Annotated in this window: 18 protein-coding genes; 14 read left to right on the plus strand and 4 right to left on the minus strand. The window is 63.0% G+C overall.

What is annotated here, in order from left to right:
• Positions 1-91: 91 nt before the first annotated feature.
• The 12 genes from paaA (at position 92) to galU (ending at position 11,120) form a co-directional block, all read left to right on the plus strand.
• Entirely contained in the window at positions 92-1,096 is a 1,005-nt protein-coding gene (gene paaA, locus U7114_RS06255; RefSeq protein ID WP_323056808.1) for a 1,2-phenylacetyl-CoA epoxidase subunit PaaA, read from the plus strand.
• Positions 1,093-1,473, plus strand: coding sequence for a 1,2-phenylacetyl-CoA epoxidase subunit PaaB (gene paaB / locus U7114_RS06260; protein WP_323056809.1), 381 nt, complete (start codon positions 1,093-1,095; stop codon positions 1,471-1,473). Before paaA ends, paaB begins: the two co-directional genes overlap by 4 nt.
• Positions 1,470-2,363, plus strand: a complete 894-nt coding sequence (gene paaC, locus U7114_RS06265) for a 1,2-phenylacetyl-CoA epoxidase subunit PaaC (RefSeq protein ID WP_323056810.1) — start codon at positions 1,470-1,472, stop codon at positions 2,361-2,363. Before paaB ends, paaC begins: the two co-directional genes overlap by 4 nt.
• A gap of 11 nt (positions 2,364-2,374) precedes the next feature.
• Positions 2,375-2,899 carry a 1,2-phenylacetyl-CoA epoxidase subunit PaaD gene (paaD, locus tag U7114_RS06270; RefSeq protein ID WP_323057004.1) on the plus strand — a complete coding sequence of 175 codons (525 nt, stop codon included), beginning with the start codon at positions 2,375-2,377 and terminating at the stop codon, positions 2,897-2,899.
• Between the two features lie 9 nt (positions 2,900-2,908).
• Positions 2,909-4,150, plus strand: coding sequence for a 1,2-phenylacetyl-CoA epoxidase subunit PaaE (gene paaE / locus U7114_RS06275; protein ID WP_157241412.1), 1,242 nt, complete (start codon positions 2,909-2,911; stop codon positions 4,148-4,150).
• Positions 4,151-4,192: 42 nt separating this feature from the next.
• The gene (locus U7114_RS06280) at positions 4,193-4,972 is read left to right on the plus strand and encodes an enoyl-CoA hydratase/isomerase family protein (RefSeq protein WP_323056811.1); all 780 of its coding nucleotides are present in this window, start codon (positions 4,193-4,195) and stop codon (positions 4,970-4,972) included.
• Between the two features lie 727 nt (positions 4,973-5,699).
• A complete protein-coding gene (locus U7114_RS06285; protein ID WP_323056812.1) occupies positions 5,700-6,197 on the plus strand; it encodes a hypothetical protein in 498 nt (165 codons plus the stop codon).
• A gap of 2 nt (positions 6,198-6,199) precedes the next feature.
• Positions 6,200-6,481, plus strand: coding sequence for a PqqD family protein (locus U7114_RS06290; RefSeq protein WP_323056813.1), 282 nt, complete (start codon positions 6,200-6,202; stop codon positions 6,479-6,481).
• Positions 6,482-6,485: 4 nt separating this feature from the next.
• A complete protein-coding gene (locus tag U7114_RS06295; protein WP_323056814.1) occupies positions 6,486-7,709 on the plus strand; it encodes a hypothetical protein in 1,224 nt (407 codons plus the stop codon).
• A 15-nt stretch (positions 7,710-7,724) separates the two neighbouring features.
• Positions 7,725-9,263, plus strand: a complete 1,539-nt coding sequence (locus U7114_RS06300) for a polysaccharide biosynthesis tyrosine autokinase (RefSeq protein ID WP_323056815.1) — start codon at positions 7,725-7,727, stop codon at positions 9,261-9,263.
• A gap of 3 nt (positions 9,264-9,266) precedes the next feature.
• Positions 9,267-10,175, plus strand: a complete 909-nt coding sequence (locus U7114_RS06305) for a nucleotidyltransferase family protein (protein WP_323056816.1) — start codon at positions 9,267-9,269, stop codon at positions 10,173-10,175.
• Positions 10,176-10,229: 54 nt separating this feature from the next.
• Complete coding sequence (gene galU / locus U7114_RS06310) at positions 10,230-11,120, plus strand: UTP--glucose-1-phosphate uridylyltransferase GalU (RefSeq protein WP_323056817.1); 891 nt, start codon at positions 10,230-10,232, stop codon at positions 11,118-11,120.
• Between the two features lie 8 nt (positions 11,121-11,128).
• On the opposite strand, the gene U7114_RS06315 is transcribed toward galU, so the two are convergent.
• From U7114_RS06315 to U7114_RS06330, 4 genes are all read right to left on the minus strand, one after another.
• Positions 11,129-11,539: a VanZ family protein gene (locus tag U7114_RS06315; protein WP_323056818.1), complete on the minus strand. Its 411-nt coding sequence runs from the start codon at positions 11,537-11,539 to the stop codon at positions 11,129-11,131.
• A 326-nt stretch (positions 11,540-11,865) separates the two neighbouring features.
• On the minus strand, positions 11,866-12,456 hold the full coding sequence (locus U7114_RS06320; RefSeq protein WP_323056819.1) for an LPXTG cell wall anchor domain-containing protein: 591 nt from the start codon (positions 12,454-12,456) through the stop codon (positions 11,866-11,868).
• Positions 12,457-12,614: 158 nt separating this feature from the next.
• Positions 12,615-14,210: a DUF4012 domain-containing protein gene (locus tag U7114_RS06325; RefSeq protein WP_323056820.1), complete on the minus strand. Its 1,596-nt coding sequence runs from the start codon at positions 14,208-14,210 to the stop codon at positions 12,615-12,617.
• Between the two features lie 296 nt (positions 14,211-14,506).
• Positions 14,507-15,982, minus strand: coding sequence for a polysaccharide biosynthesis tyrosine autokinase (locus tag U7114_RS06330; RefSeq protein WP_416235546.1), 1,476 nt, complete (start codon positions 15,980-15,982; stop codon positions 14,507-14,509).
• Positions 15,983-16,389: 407 nt separating this feature from the next.
• Here U7114_RS06330 and U7114_RS06335 point away from each other — a divergent pair, with 407 nt between their 5' ends.
• Positions 16,390-18,162, plus strand: a complete 1,773-nt coding sequence (locus U7114_RS06335) for a nucleoside-diphosphate sugar epimerase/dehydratase (RefSeq protein ID WP_323056822.1) — start codon at positions 16,390-16,392, stop codon at positions 18,160-18,162.
• Positions 18,155-19,288: a DegT/DnrJ/EryC1/StrS family aminotransferase gene (locus tag U7114_RS06340; RefSeq protein ID WP_323056823.1), complete on the plus strand. Its 1,134-nt coding sequence runs from the start codon at positions 18,155-18,157 to the stop codon at positions 19,286-19,288. The genes U7114_RS06335 and U7114_RS06340 overlap by 8 nt, the downstream gene beginning before the upstream one ends.
• Positions 19,289-19,307 lie beyond the last annotated feature (19 nt).

Raw genomic sequence — 19,307 nt, forward strand, 5'->3', positions numbered from 1 at the left:
CGCTTGACGGGGTCCGGCGCTCCCGCATATCCTGAACGAACGGTCGGTAAATAATTCCGGCCGCCCCGAAGGTCTTTGCATAGGAGCAACCATGGCAGCGCAGAACTTGCAGTCAGTGCCGGCTGAGCGAACGGCTGGAACCAGCGAAACGGCAGACGCGGCGGGCCAGGCCAACTTCGACCGCGTCATCGCCGAGGACTCGCGCATCGAGCCCCGGGACTGGATGCCTGCGGCCTACCGCAAGACCCTGCTGCGCCAGATCTCCCAGCACGCCCACTCCGAGATCATCGGCATGCAGCCGGAAGCCAACTGGATTTCCCGCGCCCCCAGCCTGAAGCGCAAGGCCATCCTCATGGCCAAGGTCCAGGACGAGGCCGGCCACGGGCTGTACCTCTACTCCGCCGCCGAGACCCTGGGCCAGAACCGGGACGAGATGACGGACGCCCTGATCGCCGGCAAGGCCCGCTACTCGAGCATCTTCAACTACCCGGCGCTGACCTGGGCGGACATGGGCGCCATCGGCTGGCTGGTGGACGGCGCCGCCATCTGCAACCAGGTCCCGCTGTGCCGCGCCTCCTACGGCCCCTACGGCCGCGCCATGGTGCGCATCTGCAAGGAAGAGTCGTTCCACCAGCGCCAGGGCTTCGAGATCCTGCTGGAACTCTCCAACGGCACTCCCGCGCAGAAGCAGATGGCCCAGGACGCCGTGAACCGCTGGTACGCCCCGGCCCTGATGATGTTCGGCCCGCCGGATGACGATTCGCCCAACTCCAAGCAGTCCATGGCCTGGAACATCAAGCGCTTCAGCAACGACGAACTCCGCAGCCGCTTCGTGGGCATGATGGTGGAGCAGGTCAGGGTCCTGGGCCTCACCCTCCCGGATGACCAGATCCGCTACAACGAGGACACGAAGAAGTGGGAGCACGGCCCTCTGGACTGGCACGAGTTCCACGAAGTGCTCGCCGGCCGCGGCCCCTGCAACTCCCAGCGGCTTGAGCGCCGCAGGCAGGCGCACGACGACGGCGCGTGGGTCCGCGAGGCAGCGGCCACCTACGCAGCCAAGCAGCTTAACAAGCAGAAGGAATACGCAGCATGAGCCCCCACGGCAACCCCGAAGCCCCCGCCAGCTCGGCAACGGAAATCAACCGCGACGCCCCGAAGGCATCCCCCGCTCCGCAGGAGCACCACGACCGCTCCGCCTGGGGCCTCTGGGAGGTCTTCGTCCGGTCCAGCCGCGGCCTGAGCCACGTCCACGCCGGCTCCCTGCACGCCCCGGATGCCGCCATGGCCCTGCGCAATGCCCGGGACCTCTACACCCGCCGCAACGAGGGCGTGTCCATCTGGGTTGTCCCCGCGGACGCCATCGCCGCCAGCGATCCGGACGCCAAGGGCTCGTTCTTCGAGTCCCCCCAGGGCAAGGACTACCGCCACGCCACGTACTACACCAAGAGCGAAGGGGTGAAGCACCTGTGAGCGGCCACGGCGACATCTCCACCGGCGTGGCCGGCGACAGCAACGCCTCCGCCACCCGCATCACCCCCGGCAACGCCCTCCGCCCGGAGGACATCGCGCTCGAGGTCCGCACGGGCCTGGCCAAGCCGTCCGAGGACACCGCCGAGTATGCGCTGCGCCTGGGCGACGACGCCCTGATCCTGGCCCAGCGCCTGGGCCACTGGATTTCCCGCGCGCCCGAGCTGGAGGAGGACATCGCCCTGGGCAACATCGCCCTGGACCAGCTGGGCCACGCCCGCTCCTTCCTCAGCTACGCCGGCGGGGCCCTCACAAAAGAGGACGGAACGCCCAAGTCCGAGGATGACCTGGCCTACTTCCGCCGCGAGCACGAGTTCCGCAGCGTCCAGCTGTTCGAGCAGCCAAACGGCGACTTCGCGGCCACCATCGCCCGCCAGTTCGTGGTGAGCTACTACCAGTTCCTGCTCTACGGCAAGCTGACCGGATCAAAGGACGCCACCCTGGCCGCCATCGCCGCGAAGGCCGTGAAGGAAGTGGACTACCACCGCGACCACGCCGCCCAGTGGATCCTGCGCCTGGCCGGCGGCACCGGGGAATCCCGCACCCGGATGATCCATGGCCTGCGCATCATGTGGCCCTACGTGGAGGAACTCTTCCGCGACGACGACCTGACGGGCCGCCTCACGGAGGCGGGCATCGCCGTCGCGCCTTCCTCGCTCAAGGAGGACTTTGACCGGCTCACCGGCGAAGTCCTCACCGAGGCCGGGCTGGAGGTCCCGGACGTTCCCGCCGCACCCGGCGGCGGCCGGCAGGGCAGGCATTCCGAGTACCTCGGCTACATCCTGGCCGAGATGCAGGTGCTGGCCCGCGAACACCCCGGAGCAAGCTGGTGACCGTCATGGACATGTACATTTCCGACTTTGAGTCGAGGACCCGGACGCCGCGGCAGAAGGCCTGGGACATCGCGGCCACCGTGGTGGACCCGGAAATCCCGGTGCTCAGCATCGAGGACCTGGGAATCCTGCGGAATGTCGAGGTGGCGCACGATGGACACGTAAAGGTCACCATCACGCCCACCTATTCGGGCTGCCCGGCCATGGACGCCATCCGCGACGACCTGAAGACCGCGTTCGCCAAGGAAGGCTACGCGGACGTCGAGGTGGACCTGGTGCTCGCCCCGGCCTGGACCACGGACTGGATGACGGAGGCCGGCAAGCAGAAGCTGCGGGAATACGGCATCGCCCCGCCCACGGGCATGAGCCACGCGGCACGGCACGCCGGGCCCATCCGCCTGAAGATGGCCGTCAAGTGCCCGCAGTGCGCCAGCCTGAACACCAAAGAGCTCACCCGCTTCGGCTCCACCTCCTGCAAGGCGCTGTACGTCTGCCAGGACTGCAAGGAACCGTTCGACTACTTCAAAGTGCTGTAAGGAAGCCCCATGCCTGTTGTCCGCCAGACCGCCGCCGAAGAGGCGCAGGCCACCGGCCGCCGTCGTCCGTCCTTCCACACGCTCGCCGTGAAGGAGGTGCGCCGGCTCACCGAGGACGCCATCGAGGTCTCCTTCCACGTGCCTGCGGAGCTCGCCGGCCAGTTCGATTACCTGCCCGGCCAGTACGTGGCGCTGCGCACCACGCTGCCGGACGAGACCGGCGAACCCAAGGAAATCCGCCGCAGCTACTCCATCTGCGCCGAGCCGCGCAGCTTCGAGGACGGCACCAGCGAGATCCGGGTGGCCATCAAGAAGGACCTGGGCGGGCTGTTCTCCACCTGGGCCAACGCCGAGCTGAAGGCCGGGGACACCCTGGACGTCATGAGCCCCATGGGCGCGTTCGTGTCCCGGCACGGCCGCGACGGCCAGGCCGTGGAGCAGAACCGGATGAACTCCATGAACAACCCGGAGGAGCTGGCCGGGGACGTCGCCTCCCAGGGGGAAGCGAACTTCGTGGCCATCGCCGCCGGTTCCGGCATCACCCCGGTGATCGCGATCGCCCGCACGCTGCTGGCCGCCAACCCGGAGTGCCGGTTCGACCTCATCTACGCCAACAAGGCCGCCATGGACGTGATGTTCCTGGAGGAGCTCGCGGACCTGAAGGACAAGTACCCGCAGCGGCTGGCCATCCACCATGTGCTGTCCCGCGAGCAGCGGATCGCCCCGCTCCTGTCCGGCCGGATCGATTCGGAGAAGCTCCGGCAGCTGCTGGGCACCGCCATCCACGCGGACGATGTGGACGAGTGGTTCCTGTGCGGGCCGTTCGAGCTGGTGCAGCTGTGCCGGGACACCCTGGCTGAGCGCGGCGTGAAGCCGGAGAACGTCCGGTTCGAGCTGTTCACCTCCGGCAAGCCGGACAAGCCGGAGGGCAACGCGGGCCGTCCCGTGCTGGTGGACGAGTCCAAGGAGACGTACAAGATCACGTTCAAGCTGGACGGACTGCAGGGCGAGGTGGCCAGCCCCACCCACGCCCGCGAGTCCATCCTCAACGCCGCGCTGCGGGTCCGCCCGGACGTGCCGTTCGCGTGCGCCGGGGGAGTGTGCGGCACGTGCCGGGCCAAGGTGGTCACCGGCAGCGTCACCATGGACGAAAACTACGCGCTGGAGCAGGATGAGCTGGACAAGGGCTATGTGCTGACCTGCCAGAGCCACCCCACCAGCAAGGAAGTCACCGTCGACTTCGACGTCTAAGTCCCCGGTCCCACCGTTGCCCGTCTGAACCATAGGAGCCCCATGATTTCCCTCTCCATCACCAACGGCGTTGCCGAGGTTGTGCTGGACGCCCCGTACAAGCTGAACTCGCTGGACGAGCAGGCGCTGGCGGAGCTGTCCCAGGCGTACGACGACGCTGCTGCCGCAGCCTCCCGCGGTGAGGTGCGGGCGCTGCTGCTGAGGGGAGAGGGCCGCGCCTTCTGCGCGGGCCGCGACATCCAGAACGTGACGCCGGAGAGCGACGACGCCGCCGCGTACCTGGGCGGGCTGGTGGAGCCTTTGCTGAAGAAGATGGCGTCCTTCCCGGCGCCCACGTTCGCCGCCGCCCACGGCGCCTGCCTGGGCGTGGGGCTGGGGCTGCTGCTGGCCACGGACGTGGTGTACGTGGCGGAGAACGCCAAGTTCGGCTCGCCGTTCGCCAAGCTGGGGGCTACTTTGGACTCGGGCGGGCACTGGTACTTCACCGAGCGGCTGGGGATGCACCGGACGCTCGACCTGATCTACACCGCGGACCTGATCTCCGGCGCCGAAGCCGTGGCGCAGGGGCTGTTCAGCCGCGCCATGCCGGCGGAGTCGTTGCTGGACAGTACCCGGGAGATCGTTGCCAAGGTGGCTTCGGGTGCCACCGGAGCTTTTGTTGCCAGCAAGGAGCTGGTGGCCCACATCCGGGACCAGCGCCTGGGCCTGTGGGAGGCCATGGCGGAGGAAAACACCGAGCAGGCACGGCTCTGCAAAACCGATGACTATGCCGAGGGGTTCCGGGCGTTCCAGGAGAAGCGCGAGCCGCAGTTTCGGGGTTAGGCGCCTGTGGAGCCCAGCCCGGTGGGGGCTTAGGTAGGGAGCGGTTCACTGCACTTGGGTAAGTACGGTTGCCCCGTTGTAAACGGGTATCGCCTACTCGTGTTACCTGCGCGGCCTGGTTGTTCAATGGAAGTGCCGGCGAGGCGAGGGCTTAGTGGCCACGGCTCCCACCGCAGCATTCGCCGGCACCACCCTCGCGGCGGTTGGATGAATGAGTCTCCTGGTGAACCGGGACGATTCAGGAACGGCGGGAACCATGCGAACCAGAATGTCCACCGGGGATGGAGTCAAACTAGCGGCCTGCCCCCACCAGTTTGTTGGCCGGTGCGATGACTGTTCCGCGTCGGCTGCGCTCAGGGAATCGGACCAGATGGTGACGGATGAAGGCGGAACCACGTTCGCGGCCGAGTCCGGCCCTTACCCGTCCGCATAGGAGCGACGCAGCCTCCTATCACCGCAGGTGAAACCGTTTTCCAAGAGAACTTTCCCTGATCTTGACCAAACCTTGAAGGTTGGTTGCACCAAATCTTTATTTGCGTTGGCGAAAGTTGTCGGAGCCGGGAAAGCCCGGCCACTGCACGCTCGCGGGCCTGAACGGCTGAGCGGCGGCTTCACACCGACACGGGAGCGCATTTGTCCGAGGTTCTGCACGCGAAGGTCACTGAGAGCGAAAAGCACGGCATCAGCCGGCGCAGGGTTGTTGCGGGCGGTAGCCTGGTCCCTGCCGGTGATCGCAACCGCCATCGCCGCACCGGCCGCGGCTGCGTCAGGCTATTCGGCCACCGCAGCGCTCGTGGGCCAGGCATCGAACATCACCCTGGTCAGTTCATCAGGCACAGGATCCGGCACCAACCAGACAGGCAAGGGCCCCACGGGTTTCCAGATCAACAACACCGGCATCGCCATGACCGGGGTCATCACCGGAACTGTCAACATCAAGCCTTCCGGAACAGTGATTGCCGGGGCGGGCATCCAGTCCATTGGTTCCGCCACGCTGACGGCCGCGGTGCCAGCGTATACAAACGCGTTTGAGTACAACGCCACATTCACCTACGCGGGCGGCGTCACCAGTGGCCAGACACTCACTTTCCCCCTCTCCTTCCAATACCAGCGCGTCACCCCGGCGCCCTCAAAGACCACCTACAGCTACACGCTGACCATCACGCTCAGGCTTCCGGACGGCACGGACCGCATCATGGCCGGCACCGTCACGGTCGCATACTGACGGTGGTGTGGAAACGCGGCGGCCTCGTGGCCCAAGTCCGCACCCACTCAGCCAGCCGGGTTGCCCTGCTGCACCTGGACGCAACCCAGCCCGTGGTCCTGGAAGGCCCGGCGGCAGCGATCTGGGAACTGATCGACGGGCAACGGACCCAGCAGTCCATCCTGGCGGAGCTTGAGGCCAACTTTGAGGACCAGGCGGGCCAGATGCAGGCGCAGGTGGAAGGCTTCCTCGCCAGCCTCGAAGCCCAGCGCCTCATTGAGGCTGTCCGCGGCGATTCCCTGTGACGGCATGAGGTCCGCGGGAACCCTGGAGAACGCACGTTTGGCGTGGCAGCACCGCCTGCTCGAGGAATTGGCGAGAGGCAGCGATCTGCTGTGCCTGGAGGTCCTGGGAACGCAGTTCACGGTCTGTTGGGGCGCTGCGGTGACGTGGCAGCAGCGGGATGCCATGCGCTGGGCATGGGCGCGGTGTGTCGACGGCGGCGGGCCCTTCCTCCCGCCGCTGCCGCCAGAGCCCACAACGGACCAGCCGTTCACGGCGTCCGTCACCTGCCAATCAAAGAAGTACGACGACGGCACGTTCCAGCTGCAGGCCGCCTCCTTAGAGGAGTTGGCCGAGCACCTCACGTCCCGGCTCACGGTGGCCGCCATCCTGGCCAACGCGGGCGGCCTTACGATGCTGCACGCCTGCGGGGTGGCGGACCCTGCCACAGGGGCCGTTGTGGCGCTGGTGGCCAAGTCGGGAACGGGCAAGACCACCGCGGCTTCCCTTCTGGCAGAGGCCTATGGGTATGTCACGGACGAGACCGTAGCCATCCGTTCGGACGGCTCGGTGGTGCCCTACCCCAAGCCGCTGTCCGTGAAGCAAAGGCCAGGCACCCCCAAGCGGCAGGTGGGACCGGACGAGCTTGGACTCCTGCCGGCCCCTGCCATGCCCTTCCTCCAGTCGATCGTGCTGTTGAACCGGGTCCCAGGCGGCCGCCCTGCGGCGCCGAAGCTCCAGAGGGTCCCGCTGGCCGATGCCGTGCTCGCCCTGATCCCGGACTCGTCCTCGCAGGCTGAGATGGTGGAGCCGCTGCAGTCGCTGTGCCGCCTGATCGACCGCGTCGGGGGAGTCTGGCAGGTGACCTACACGGAAGCCGCGGACCTGCCTGCGGCCCTGGAGCCGCTGTTCCGGATGCAGCCAGGGGACACCAGCGAGTGGGAGGCCCCTGCGGCTGAAGCCGCCCGCTTCAGGCACATCCCGGAGGGCTACATCCGCCGCGCCGCACCAAGGGACGCCGTGGCCATCGGCGGAGACCTGCTGCTGATGCTGGAGAACCAGGTTGTGCGGCTCAGCGGCATCGGGCCGGCCATCTGGGAGGCGTCCGCCAGCCCCGTAACGCCGGACCAGCTGGCCGAAGAAGTCGGCAACGTGCACGGAACCCCGGAAGGCTACCGGGACGCCGTCGCCGCAGCCACGGAGCAGCTCATCGCAAAGTCAGTCCTGGCACAGGGCCGCACACAGATTTGAGTGGAAGGAACCACCATGAGCGCAACAGCCGCTCCCGCGGACGCGCCCGCCGGCATGGACCTGACGGACTACCTCCGGGTCCTTCGGGTCTACTGGAGGGCCATTGTCGCGTTCACCCTGCTGGCCACCCTGGCGGCGTTGGGCTGGACCGTCCTCCAGCCCAAGATCTACTCCTCCGATTCCAGCGGCATCGTGGTCACGCCGGGCTCGGACAACGTAAGCCTCTCGCTGGCAGGGGACAGCCTGGCGAAGGCCAAGGTCAAGAACTATGAGTCGGTGGCAAAGTCGCGGCTCGTGGCGGACCGGGTCATCGCCTCGCTGGAGCTGCAGACCACCGCGGACGCCCTGCTCGGCAGCATCAGCGTGAAGGTCCCGCTGGACACCGCCGAGATCCGGGTGACCGCCCAGTCCACGGATCCGGCCACGGCGCAGCGCGTGGCCGATGCCTGGGTCAACGGCCTTGCCGCCCAGGTGGAGGCGATCGAAACGGCAGCCCCGGACGGTACGCAGGTGGCCTCCGCGGCAACGGCTGTGCGTGTGCTCCCGCTGGGCAAGGCGGTCCTTCCCACGAGCCCCACTTCACCCAATACGAGGCTCAACCTGGCGCTGGGCGCACTCGTCGGCCTGGCCCTCGGGGTGGCCTATGCGGTGATCCGCCGCCACCTTGACCGCCGCATCCGGAAGGCTGCCGACGTCGAACGGCTCTTCGGTGTCCCGGTGGTGGGCACCCTGCCGGTGGACCGCCGGCTGGACGGGAAAAGCACGGTCCTGGACGCCGGCACCGAGGCGCTGGTTCACGACGCCGGGGGCGCGATGGCCGAGGCCCTGCGGGAGCTGCGCACCAACCTCAGCTTCCTTGACGTGGACCAGCCGCCCCGGATCATCGTGGTCACCAGCTCCGTGCAGGCGGAAGGAAAGTCCACTGTCACGGCCAACCTGGCGGTTGCCATGGCGGCCGCCGGCGAGAACGTTGTAGTGGTCGACGGCGACCTCCGCCGGCCCACGCTGGTGGATGTTTTCAACCTGGTTCCGGGAGTGGGCGTCACCGATGTCCTCACCGGCACCGCCGAGTTGGCGGACGTCCTCCAGCCCTGGGGTGCCCTCCCGAACCTCTCAGTCCTCGGCTCGGGGCGCATCCCGCCCAACCCCAGCGAGCTGCTGGGGTCCCGGGCCATGAGGAACATGCTGAACGCCCTTGCCGAAGACGCAATTGTCCTGATCGACGCCCCGCCGCTGCTTCCGGTGACGGATGCCGCGGTCCTCTCCCGCGCGGCGGACGGCGCTATCGTGGTGGTGCGGACGGGCAGGACTACCCAGGAGCAGCTGGGACAGTCGATGGGAAACCTGGACAAGGTCAAGGGCCGGATCCTGGGCGCGGTCCTCAATTATGTGCCCACCCGAGGAACCGACGCCTACTCCTACTACGGAACGTATACGTCCGTGCCAAGCCGAGTGCCTGCCGCTGAACCACAGCGCCCTGGCGTCGGGGCGGCTACCGAATCCGGTGGGCCCCTCGAGGTCGCGCTCAGCGGCCGCAGGGCGGCCAGGGACTAGGCAGTGCCCGTGGCGGACGACGGCAGTGTCACGCAGCTCAGCATCTCCGAGGGCGTGCTCCTGGGCCACGCCCTGGTAGCGCGGCTGGCGGACGGCCTGGGCGTCAGGGCCTTCTTCATCAAGGGCCCGGCGAGTGTGGTCCAGGGACTGCGGCAGCCCAAGACGTCAGCTGACGTCGACGTCTTCGTTGATCCCGCCTGCCTGGAACAGCTGCTGCACGGCCTGCGGGAACGCGGCTGGCGGGAACGCCCTGTGGATCCGGACAGCAGAGCGTTTCCCAAGCATTCCGTTACCCTGGACCACCCTGACTGGCCGTGCTGCATCGACGTCCACTTCCGCTTCCCGGGAATGGAACATCCGGCCGCCGCCTGCTTCGAGGTGATGTGGGCGAGCACCGAAGTTCTCGAGCTTGCCGGACAGTCGGTGCGGGTCCCGTCAAAGGGGCTGGGAATCCTTATCCTGGCGCTGCACGCCCTCCGTGCGCCGCATCTGCCTGCATGTCGGCAGGAGCTCGAATTTCTGGCGGACATCGCCTCACAGCACTCCCGCGCGCTGGCCATCCTGGAGGTCGCGACGGCGACTGGCTCTTTAGCGGCCATACGCCCCTTTCTTGAGGACCTCCTGCCGGACGCCAGCGCGCCGGAATGGCCTGAGCCATCGGTGGAATGGCGCAACCGGCTGATGGCCAGGGAACCGGGAAGCGCCCGGCTCGTGGCAATCGTCCAGGCACCGTGGCGGGAGAAGCCCGGGATGCTGTGGCGCGCTATGTTCCCGCCTCCCCAAGTTCTCCTGAGCCAAAACATCTACGCTGACATGTCCCTCCGGGGCCGGCTCGTGCACCACCGAACCAGATGGGCAAGGTTCCTCCGTTCAGCTCCGCAGCTCGTGCGCGATCTCCGCGGACTTCGGTAAGCCCTTTAGGCGGAGAAATTGCCTTTGTCTACCCCTGATTTGTAAGGTTCAGCTATGACTACGGGGAAAGCTATCACCAAAGCCGTCATTCCTGCTGCCGGATTGGGGACTCGCTTCCTGCCCGCCACCAAGGCAATGCCGAAGGAAATGCTGCCGGTCGTCGACCGGCCGGCCATCCAGTATGTCGTTGAGGAAGCCGTAAAGTCCGGCCTCACCGACCTGCTGATGATCACCGGGCGCAACAAGCGCTCCCTCGAGGACCACTTCGACCGCGAGCCGGGCCTGGAGCGTGCCTTGGAGTTGAAGGGGGATAGGGACCGCTTGGACTCCGTGCAGTACGCCTCGGAGCTGGGCCCCATCCATTATGTCCGCCAAGGCGAGGCTAAGGGCTTGGGCCACGCGGTGCTGTGCGCAGCACAGCACGTGGGCAACGAGCCGTTCGCCGTGCTGTTGGGCGACGACCTCATCGACGAGGCCGAGGACCTGCTTACCACCATGATGGAGGTGCAGCAGAAGACGGGCGGCTCGGTCATCGCGCTGATCGAGGTCGATCCCTCCCAGATCAGCGCCTACGGCTGCGCGGACATCACTGCGGTGGACGGTGAAGATTACGTCCGCGTCAACAGCCTTGTTGAGAAACCTGCCGTTGGAGAGGCTCCCTCCAACCTGGCCGTGATCGGCCGGTACGTGCTGCACCCGTCCGTGTTCGGCGTCCTTGAGGAGACGGAGCCCGGCCGGGGCGGCGAGATCCAGCTGACGGATGCGCTTCAGACCCTCGCCGCTGGCGAGGGCGAGGGCTCTGGCGTGTACGGGGTGGTCTTCAAAGGCCGCCGCTTCGACACCGGCGATAAGCTGAGCTACCTCAAAGCCGTCATCACACTCGCGTCTGAGCGCGTGGAGTTCGGCGAGGACCTGAAGACCTGGATGAAGGGCTTCGTAAACTAAGCGAAGCGTTACAGATCGTTTTGGAGGTCCGCTGCCGGGAGGCGGCGGGCCTCCAGTCTTTTAAGGGTTACAGCGGCCAGCAGGGCGCCGATGACAGCCCCTGACGTATTTGTCACGAGATCCTGCAGGCTGGAAAAGCGGTTGTGAAGGAACATCAGCTGGCCCAGTTCCATGCACGCGGAAACCATTAGGCCGAAGAGACCAATTTGCCACCATGGCTTTTGGGTAAAGCCAACCGACGCGACAAGCCCGAGCGGGACGAACAGGACCACATTTGCTGCAGCCTCGACGAATTGATAATTGAACCAGGCGGGAATTCCGTGGCGGTGAAGGAAATTCAGGATGCCGGCGAGTGTGCCGGCCACAGGCTTGTCCACCGGCGTGGGCCAGAAGGCGACGAGCGCGAGGGGTACCAGCATTGCGACGAGAAGCGTTTGCCAGAGCCTGGGGTTATGGACGTGCCTCAAGACGGCCTCACATGGTCCGGAGCAGGGCCAGTGCTGCAGTACCCAAGGCTGCAACCGCGAGGAGTCCCAAAAAGACATAGCGGAGCACAAGGGAGCTGGGGAGCGGTACTGAGAGGTCGAACTCTCGTGGGGTCCGGCGCCAGTGTCTTCCCATAGCTATGAGCCGATAGTTGGGCTGTAGAAAACCAACCTTGAGGAATCCGCCAAAGAGAAGAGGTGGGGGGATTTCCGGCTTCCCGGAAATCCACCCACCTCTTCTTCGCCTTTGTCGGTTGAGCTTAGGCGGAAGCTTCGTTCTTGTTGCGGCGGACGATGATGACGCCTGCTGCACCGAGGCCCAGAGCGCCCACGCCGGCTGCACCCCAAAGGAGCAGGCTAGCGTCGGCACCGGTGTTGGCCAGGCCAGAACCGGTGTTTGCCAGCGGCGCACCGCCGGTGTTTGCGAGGGAAGCAACCACTGTGACATTGACGGGACCAACGGTGATGCCGGAGGTGTCGCCAGTGGCGGTTAGAAGGTAAGTCCCCGGCTCGTTGATGGCCACAGGTACGGCGAATGCACCGTTGGCGTCCGCAGTTGCCTTCAGCGTCTGCGCTTCGGTTACAACGCTGATTCGAGCCGCGACCGAACGGCCGCCGGCAATGTTTGCGCCTGAAGCGGCAGGCGGGTTCCCCGGCGTTACCCGAATGGTGAGGGACTCACCCCGAAGGAAGCCCTGGCCGCGGAAGATGAATGTTTCGCCCGGGCCCACGACGCCATCGGAGACGGCGGCCTGCGGCGGAAGGGGCGGGTAGGTGGCGGCCATGGCCGGCGCTGAACCGATCAGCGCGATTGAACCTGCCAGCGCGAGTGCTGCGAGTATTTTTTTCATTGATGTCCCCCCGGAGACGTTATATTGATGTAATCCGTTTTGAGGAGGCTTCCTCCCTGCAAGAGACCATTGCAGAATCACGGACGTATATCCCAAAAGCACGCTACCATCCCGTGAAGCTTAGGGGCAACGTCTGTCAAGTTCCTTTACAAACAGATTTAGCCTCCGCACGAAGCTCTAACTGTCGGCAGAAGAACTTCTTTGACGTTCTGGACAGTTGGCGTAACGACGACTGCAGGCTCCGCGTGTTGTACGACTTTCACAAAACTCATCTCAATTTCCGTTGTGTGGCCTGGATCTAGTCGTGTGGCTACAATTCCAACCGGACGGTCGTAGTGCAGATGCGATCCAAAGCTGACCTTCGCATTGTCTTCAACAGCGGCATCCAAATGCGACAAGGCCGGGCCGTAAACCGTCACGTTGGTTTGAACGGTGCCAGGGGGAGTGCCGAACCGTCCATCGCCAGTTACGGCCACTGGCAGGGTGCCGGCGGCGTTTTGGGGCGCTGTATTCGTCATAGTGATTTTGACCTTGTATTCGGCGTAGTCACTATCGGTGCAGACCGATTCCAACCGGACAGTCTTTCTGACGTAGTAATCCATTTTGGCGCCCGTTCCGTCATTGAAGTAGACGCCGAACGCAGCGCCACCAACCGTGGGACCGGAAACAGCACCTCCCACGGAAGTCCGTTCCAACACATCCTGTTCTTCTTTATGGTTACTCCAGACAAGGAGGCGGTGCTCGTCGACGCTGGTGGTCAAAGCACCAAGAAGTTGGTCAGTCGGGATCTTCCCAGACGCTAGCAGGCTGAAAATCTCCTTCGAGACGGCGGCGAAATAGGCATCTTGCATCTCGTTTGTCTCCGCACCGGAGTAGACATCTGAAAGGAGGGCCTTCACAACGTTGCCGTCAGTCAAAACTTGGGGAAGACGACGGTCCAGCTCGGGACCAAGGCTCGGTATTGCAACCGGACCGGACGCTTTCAATATGTGTGACAGCACCACCGGGTCCAGCGCAATTACGCCATCTATCGGGGTTCCATGCCGGATCTCCCACATAGCCTTTGCGGCCTTGGCCGCCGTCGGAAAATCGGGGGTCAGGTTGACATCGCTGATGTAGCTGCCCAAGCGTTTGCTGTAGATCGCGGTCTGGGCAGGATCGACGTCCACTGCCGGCGAAAATTTTCCAAGAGCTGCCCCACTCGACTGAGCATCCAAACTCACGGTTCCGTTCTCCAGCCGCAGCACAGCCAGAGCCCCCGGGAGCCCTCCGGTGGCCCGGACTTCCGCGTTGTTCTGAATCAGCACCAAATAGTTTCTTGTGCCATCTGTCCCCACCATCTTGGGCAGGATTGCTGAGGTGTCAGCAGCAATGTTGAGGGACCTTCTAAGATCATTCAGAGAGCTTTTGGCGGCAGTGAGGGGCTGTGCCACCTCGGGGAAGAGACCCGCACCTTCGATAGTCGACAACCGCAAGTAGGTCAGATCGACGGTGTTAGCCGCCGCAACAATGCTCGGAGAGGCTGTTGCCAGCGCTTCAAGGTCAAACTTCCCGTGGACAGGTTTCAGGGCCTTCCAGTCAAGACTGTTGTAGACAGACAGCAGCGGTTGGGCGGCGCCCGCTACCACGTCGTCGGCGGCCAGCACCAGCTCTGAAACAACGGAAAAGTTTTTCCCGACTCCCGGAACCGAACCCGCTGCTTTCCATACCGGATCTGTGGCCGCATTACGAGCTTTCTCGATGTGGGCCTGCATTTTGGTCAATGTTGCACGAGCGGCCGCGTCGTTATGGGCCAGGAGTTCATTTTTGAACTCAGGGACAACATTAGTGAGAGAGGTCAGTTCGCCTCTTATTTCCGTGGCTCGGTAAAAAAGCCAACCTCCGATAGCGGCCGTGACGAGTATAAGACCGCCGAATATTCCCGCCGCACGGAGCACAAAGAGGCGTGCACGTCTCTTGCGAATCCCCCGTACTCGCCGAGTTTTCGAAGATGCGGATTTGGACGGTTTATGCGTCTGTTCCGATAGGATGTCTCGGTCGTCAGCGGGCACTACGCGCCCTGTCCCCGGCCGCCGGTGAACCGAGTCGCTTCACGTGCGCTTCCATGCAGAATCTCATCGGTGAAGACTTCGTCGGATTCCTCAGCACGGCCGCGATTTATGCTTACGGACGGGTTTGTTGTGGGCTTGTCCGAGGTGCTGTAGCTGTAAGAGCTATAGGCATAGGCGTCCGGTCCCTTGACTGGCAGACGGTTCAGGACCACACCCAGCAGGTCGGCCTGTACCATTTCAAGCGCAGCCAACGATTTCTCCAGATCGCCTGTCCGAACCTTTTGAGTGCCGACAACTACCACCACGCCGCCAACTTGCTGTGCCAGAACCGCGGCGTCAGTGACAGGGAGAAGCGGAGGGGCATCGATGATCACAGCGTCAAAGACGCTTTCCAGCCGGATGATCAGTTGCTTCATTTTCTCGGAGCCGAGCAGTTCGCTGGGGTTTGGCGGTATCTGTCCGGACGCCAGAACGTACAGTTGGCCGTCGCCCCAGGGTTGCAGCAGGTCGTTGACATCGGCTTTGCCAATGAGAGCCGTCGTTAGTCCCGCATTTCGGTCAAGCCCGAGGTAATCGGCGATCATCGGTCGTCGCAGGTCCGCATCCACTAGAGCAACGGACTGTCCTGCCTGGGCCATTGCAATCGCGAGGTTCGTGGCGGTAGTGCTTTTTCCCTCGCCCGGAACCGAAGAAGTAACTAGAACCGTCTTGGATTCATGACTGACATGGGCAAACTGCAGGTTGGTTCTGAGTTGCCGGAAGGATTCGGCACGCGGACTTTGGTGGGCCGCTTGGGTCAACAGCGGCTTCTTCGTGGCGTCAGTGTCGAAACTTATGCCACCGAGGACGGCAGAATTCGTTACTCGGCGGAGATCTGCCTCGCCACGGATTCGCGTATCAAGAACTGCCCGCAGCACGGCAACGCCAATTCCTGTAGCCAACCCGACGAGAAGGCCCAGGATCAGGTTCATTCGAACGTTTGGCGAATAGGGCGAGACCGGGGCCGTGGCAGGGGTCACTATCGACAGCTTGACTGGCGAAGTGCCTCCCTTAGAGGGCTTCTCCAATTCCTCGACCGCCGCAATCAAGCTCCGGCTCACCGATTGCGCTATCGCTGCCGCTTGGACAGGAGATTCATTTTGAACTGAAATGCTGATGAGAACAGTATTGGTGTCCGACGCCGCAACAATCGTTTGCGCCAAGGACTGGGGGGTTGTTTTCAGATCCAGGCTGTCGATAACTGGTTGCAGTACTGTCGGCGTGGCCACTGTCTTCACATACGACTGGACCCTGGCCTGGCTAAAAACGTTGCCCTGCTGAAGCTCGGAAACGGAGCCGGAATTCTGCAGGGCAACGAACAGTTTGGTCTCGGACCTATAGCTCGGCTTCATGAGCAAGGACACCGCACCTGCCCCCAAGATGCCGATGAGCGAACATGCGACGACTAGAATCCAGTTTCGCCGGATGATGCGCAAGTAATCCTTAAGCTCCAAAACCGAGGCCCCTTCCGGGTCAAGTTCGAGGGGAAATTTCCCTCATCGTACCCGCTTCCACAACGCGAAACCCGCCGTCAAGCAAATCTCCCGAGGAGCGGACCATCCGCGCCGGAGTACTTTCTTATCGTCGTCGTCATGGCTCGTAACGCAAGATGAAAACTTGTTAGACGAAGTGGTTGCGGTCTGTACCCACTGAGGAAGGTGCTTTAATGAACGGGGATCGGCGGGTTCGGCGAGAGGCTCCAAGTCATGTCATCCGGGAGGATGACATGACGAATCACCGGGCGCAGAGTTTAATTTCGGGGGAAACAAGTCAAATGGGATTATCACGCCCACTGCGGGATCGCATCAGGGATGCTGGGCGAGCCGCCCGGTGGGCATCTCGGGTGGTTCAATACTCGATCGATGCAGAAGTCTGGATACTCGCCGTCACGTTCGCTGTTTTGTTCCGGTTCGATTTTGTGTCCGAGCGCGTGAACTGGCTCTCTGTTGGCATCCTCGCTGTGCTCGCCATTGTCCTCCAGGCTGGAATAGGTTGGGTTCTCGCCCTCTATCGGGGACGGCACCAACATGGTGCGTTTGATGAAGCCCAAACGCTTATGTTCACGGTGGTGACTGTTGCTTCGGTATTATTCGCGGTGAATCTCTTCTTCCTCAATGCACCCGGATTGCCGCGGAGTACTGCCTTGGTGGCGTTGCCCGTTGCCTTCGTGTTGATGGGTGGAAGCCGGTATCTTCGGAGGCTCCTCTCCGAGCGCAGGGTCCGTCCGTTGGACTCTGCCGAGCATGTACTCATTTACGGAGCTGGCCAGACTGGGGCATACCTCATTAAAAGAATGCTGGGCGATCCGGCTTCGCGGTACAGGCCGGTCGGACTTATCGACGACGATCCAGACAAACGTAACCTGAGGTTGTCAAACGTCCCAGTTCAGGGCACTGGGGCAGAGTTGGAGGCATTGGCGCAAAAGACCGGAGCTACAGCGCTGGTCCTGTGCGTAGCCCGGGCGGATGCAGAGTTTATCCGGAGAATTTCAGACGCAGCCGATAAGGCAGGCCTGCGTTTGATGGTAATGCCACTTCTTTCAGAAATATTGGAGGACGGCATGCGACTGGCGGACCTCAGGGAGGTTGCCATCGAGGACCTTATCGGTCGCCGCCCCGTGAACACTGAATTCGAGTCAATCGCCACGTTCGTTACAGGCCGCCGGGTGTTGGTAACGGGAGCCGGCGGATCCATTGGCTCAGAGCTTTGCCGCCAGCTAGTAAAGTTTTCGCCAGCTGAAATTATTATGCTAGACCGCGATGAGACGGGTCTACAGGGGGCCCAGATATCTATATCAGGGCATGGCCTGTTGGACTCCAGAGAGGTCGTCTTGGCCGACATCCGGGACGCCGCTACGGTGATGGATTTGTTCTTGGCGAGAATGCCAGAGGTTGTGTTTCACGCCGCTGCACTCAAACACCTCCCAATGTTGGAACAATATCCGAGTGAAGCTTGGCAGACGAATGTGCTGGGCACGATAAATGTTCTAGAGGCAGCACGGGCTGCGGGTGTAGAGACCTTCGTTAATATCTCTACGGATAAGGCTGCTAATCCGACCAGCATTCTTGGATTCTCCAAACGATTAGGTGAGAGGATAACTGCCTGGTTCGCGCAAGAGACCGGAATGAGTTATCTGTCTGTTCGCTTCGGCAACGTGATTGGGAGTAGGGGTTCCATGCTGCCCACCTTCACAGCTCAGATTGACAGTGGCGGTCCCGTCACTCTGACACATCCAGATGTGACGCGTTATTTCATGACTATTCCTGAGGCATGCGAGCTTGTCGTGCAAGCGGGTGCTATCGGTCGCCCGGGAGAAGTGTTGATCTTGGATATGGGTCATCCGGTTAGGATCCTTGACATAGCGGAACGGATGATCGCACGTTCAGGGCGGAAGATCGACATCGTAGTTACAGGACTACGCCCGGGTGAAAAGTTGCATGAGGAGCTCGTAGGTGCGGGAGAGCACGACGACCGACCTATCCATCCCATGATCAGCCATACAGGAGTTCCACCCTTGGCTCCTGCCGCTTTGGGCGGTCAGGGATGGGATGAAGCAGTCGTGCAAATAGCGACTGAAACTGATGGCGTAGCCACAGAGGCGGTCCAGCATGAGTGATCGAATTTACATGTCATCACCGGATGTTGGCGAGCTCGAAGAGAAGTTCGTTCTTGATGCTTTGCGGTCGGGGTGGGTGGCGCCCTTAGGGCCGGACGTGGATTCATTCGAAGCGGAAGTGGCCGCGCGGGTCGGTGTCAGCCATGCGGTCGCCCTAAGTTCTGGGACTGCTGCCTTACATTTGGCGCTGCTGAGCCACGGCATCGGCGACGGCGATCTTGTCCTGACTTCTACCATGACCTTCGCCGCCACAGCCAACGCCATTCGCTACACAGGCGCACAGCCATTCTTTGTTGACTCCGATGCGACGGGGAATATCAGCATCAATTTGTTGGAACAGGCGGCCGAACAACTGGCGTTAGCTGGCCGGCCAGCTAAGGCTATTGTCCCTGTCGACCTGTTGGGCAAGATCTGCGATTTCCAGGGTATCGAACGCGTCGCTCAAAGATTTGGCCTCTTAGTTATAGCCGATGCAGCTGAGTCCTTAGGTGCAAGTCGCGGAGGGCAGCCAGCTGGCTCTTTTGGCGATGCGGCCATTGTGTCTTTCAACGGCAATAAGATCATGACCACGTCCGGGGGAGGCATGCTCCTAACCGACAGCTCCGATACAGCGAGACGTGCGCGTTATCTTGCAACGCAGGCGCGGCAACCGGTGGCACACTACGAACACGTCGATATCGGGTTCAATTACCGCATGAGCAATTTGCTGGCTGCACTCGGACGCGCTCAGCTCCTCCGATTGGATGAGATGATCGCAAAGCGCAAACGGCACCGTGCCACGTACAGGGAGTTTTTCCAATACATCCCTGGCGTCGAGGTGTTCGGTGGTGACGATGATCAAGAGGACAATTGCTGGCTGACCTCGATCGTCATCGATCCAGCGAACGCCCAGTTTACGTCCTCCCAACTAGCAGAATTCCTACTCCAGGCTGATATCGAGGCACGGCCTCTTTGGAAGCCGATGCATCTGCAGCCTGTGTTTGCTCAGGCCGAGAGTATCGTTGATGGAACCTCAGAGCGCTTCTTCCTCAACGGACTCACGCTTCCTTCAGGGTCAGCACTTGAAGAAAGCCAGGTTGAGCGGATATTCAATGGGCTTTCGTCGTTCCTCGAGGAGGCCAGGTAGGCTTGCGAACTAACACCTT

The sequence above is a fragment of the Pseudarthrobacter sp. C1 genome, assembly GCF_034720455.1.
Taxonomy (GTDB): domain Bacteria; phylum Actinomycetota; class Actinomycetes; order Actinomycetales; family Micrococcaceae; genus Arthrobacter.

What these genes read in the sequence shown, in the direction of transcription:
- paaA (WP_323056808.1), top strand. Translation starts at nt 92, where the DNA reads ATGGCAGCGCAGAACTTGCAGTCAGTGCCGGCTGAGCGAACGGCTGGA.
- paaB (WP_323056809.1), top strand. Translation starts at nt 1,093, where the DNA reads ATGAGCCCCCACGGCAACCCCGAAGCCCCCGCCAGCTCGGCAACGGAA.
- paaD (WP_323057004.1), top strand. Translation starts at nt 2,375, where the DNA reads ATGTACATTTCCGACTTTGAGTCGAGGACCCGGACGCCGCGGCAGAAG.
- paaE (WP_157241412.1), top strand. Translation starts at nt 2,909, where the DNA reads ATGCCTGTTGTCCGCCAGACCGCCGCCGAAGAGGCGCAGGCCACCGGC.
- U7114_RS06280 (WP_323056811.1), top strand. Translation starts at nt 4,193, where the DNA reads ATGATTTCCCTCTCCATCACCAACGGCGTTGCCGAGGTTGTGCTGGAC.
- U7114_RS06295 (WP_323056814.1), top strand. Translation starts at nt 6,486, where the DNA reads ATGAGGTCCGCGGGAACCCTGGAGAACGCACGTTTGGCGTGGCAGCAC.
- U7114_RS06300 (WP_323056815.1), top strand. Translation starts at nt 7,725, where the DNA reads ATGAGCGCAACAGCCGCTCCCGCGGACGCGCCCGCCGGCATGGACCTG.
- galU (WP_323056817.1), top strand. Translation starts at nt 10,230, where the DNA reads ATGACTACGGGGAAAGCTATCACCAAAGCCGTCATTCCTGCTGCCGGA.
- U7114_RS06315 (WP_323056818.1), bottom strand. Translation starts at nt 11,539, where the DNA reads ATGCTGGTACCCCTCGCGCTCGTCGCCTTCTGGCCCACGCCGGTGGAC.
- U7114_RS06320 (WP_323056819.1), bottom strand. Translation starts at nt 12,456, where the DNA reads ATGAAAAAAATACTCGCAGCACTCGCGCTGGCAGGTTCAATCGCGCTG.
- U7114_RS06325 (WP_323056820.1), bottom strand. Translation starts at nt 14,210, where the DNA reads ATGCAGGCCCACATCGAGAAAGCTCGTAATGCGGCCACAGATCCGGTA.
- U7114_RS06340 (WP_323056823.1), top strand. Translation starts at nt 18,155, where the DNA reads ATGAGTGATCGAATTTACATGTCATCACCGGATGTTGGCGAGCTCGAA.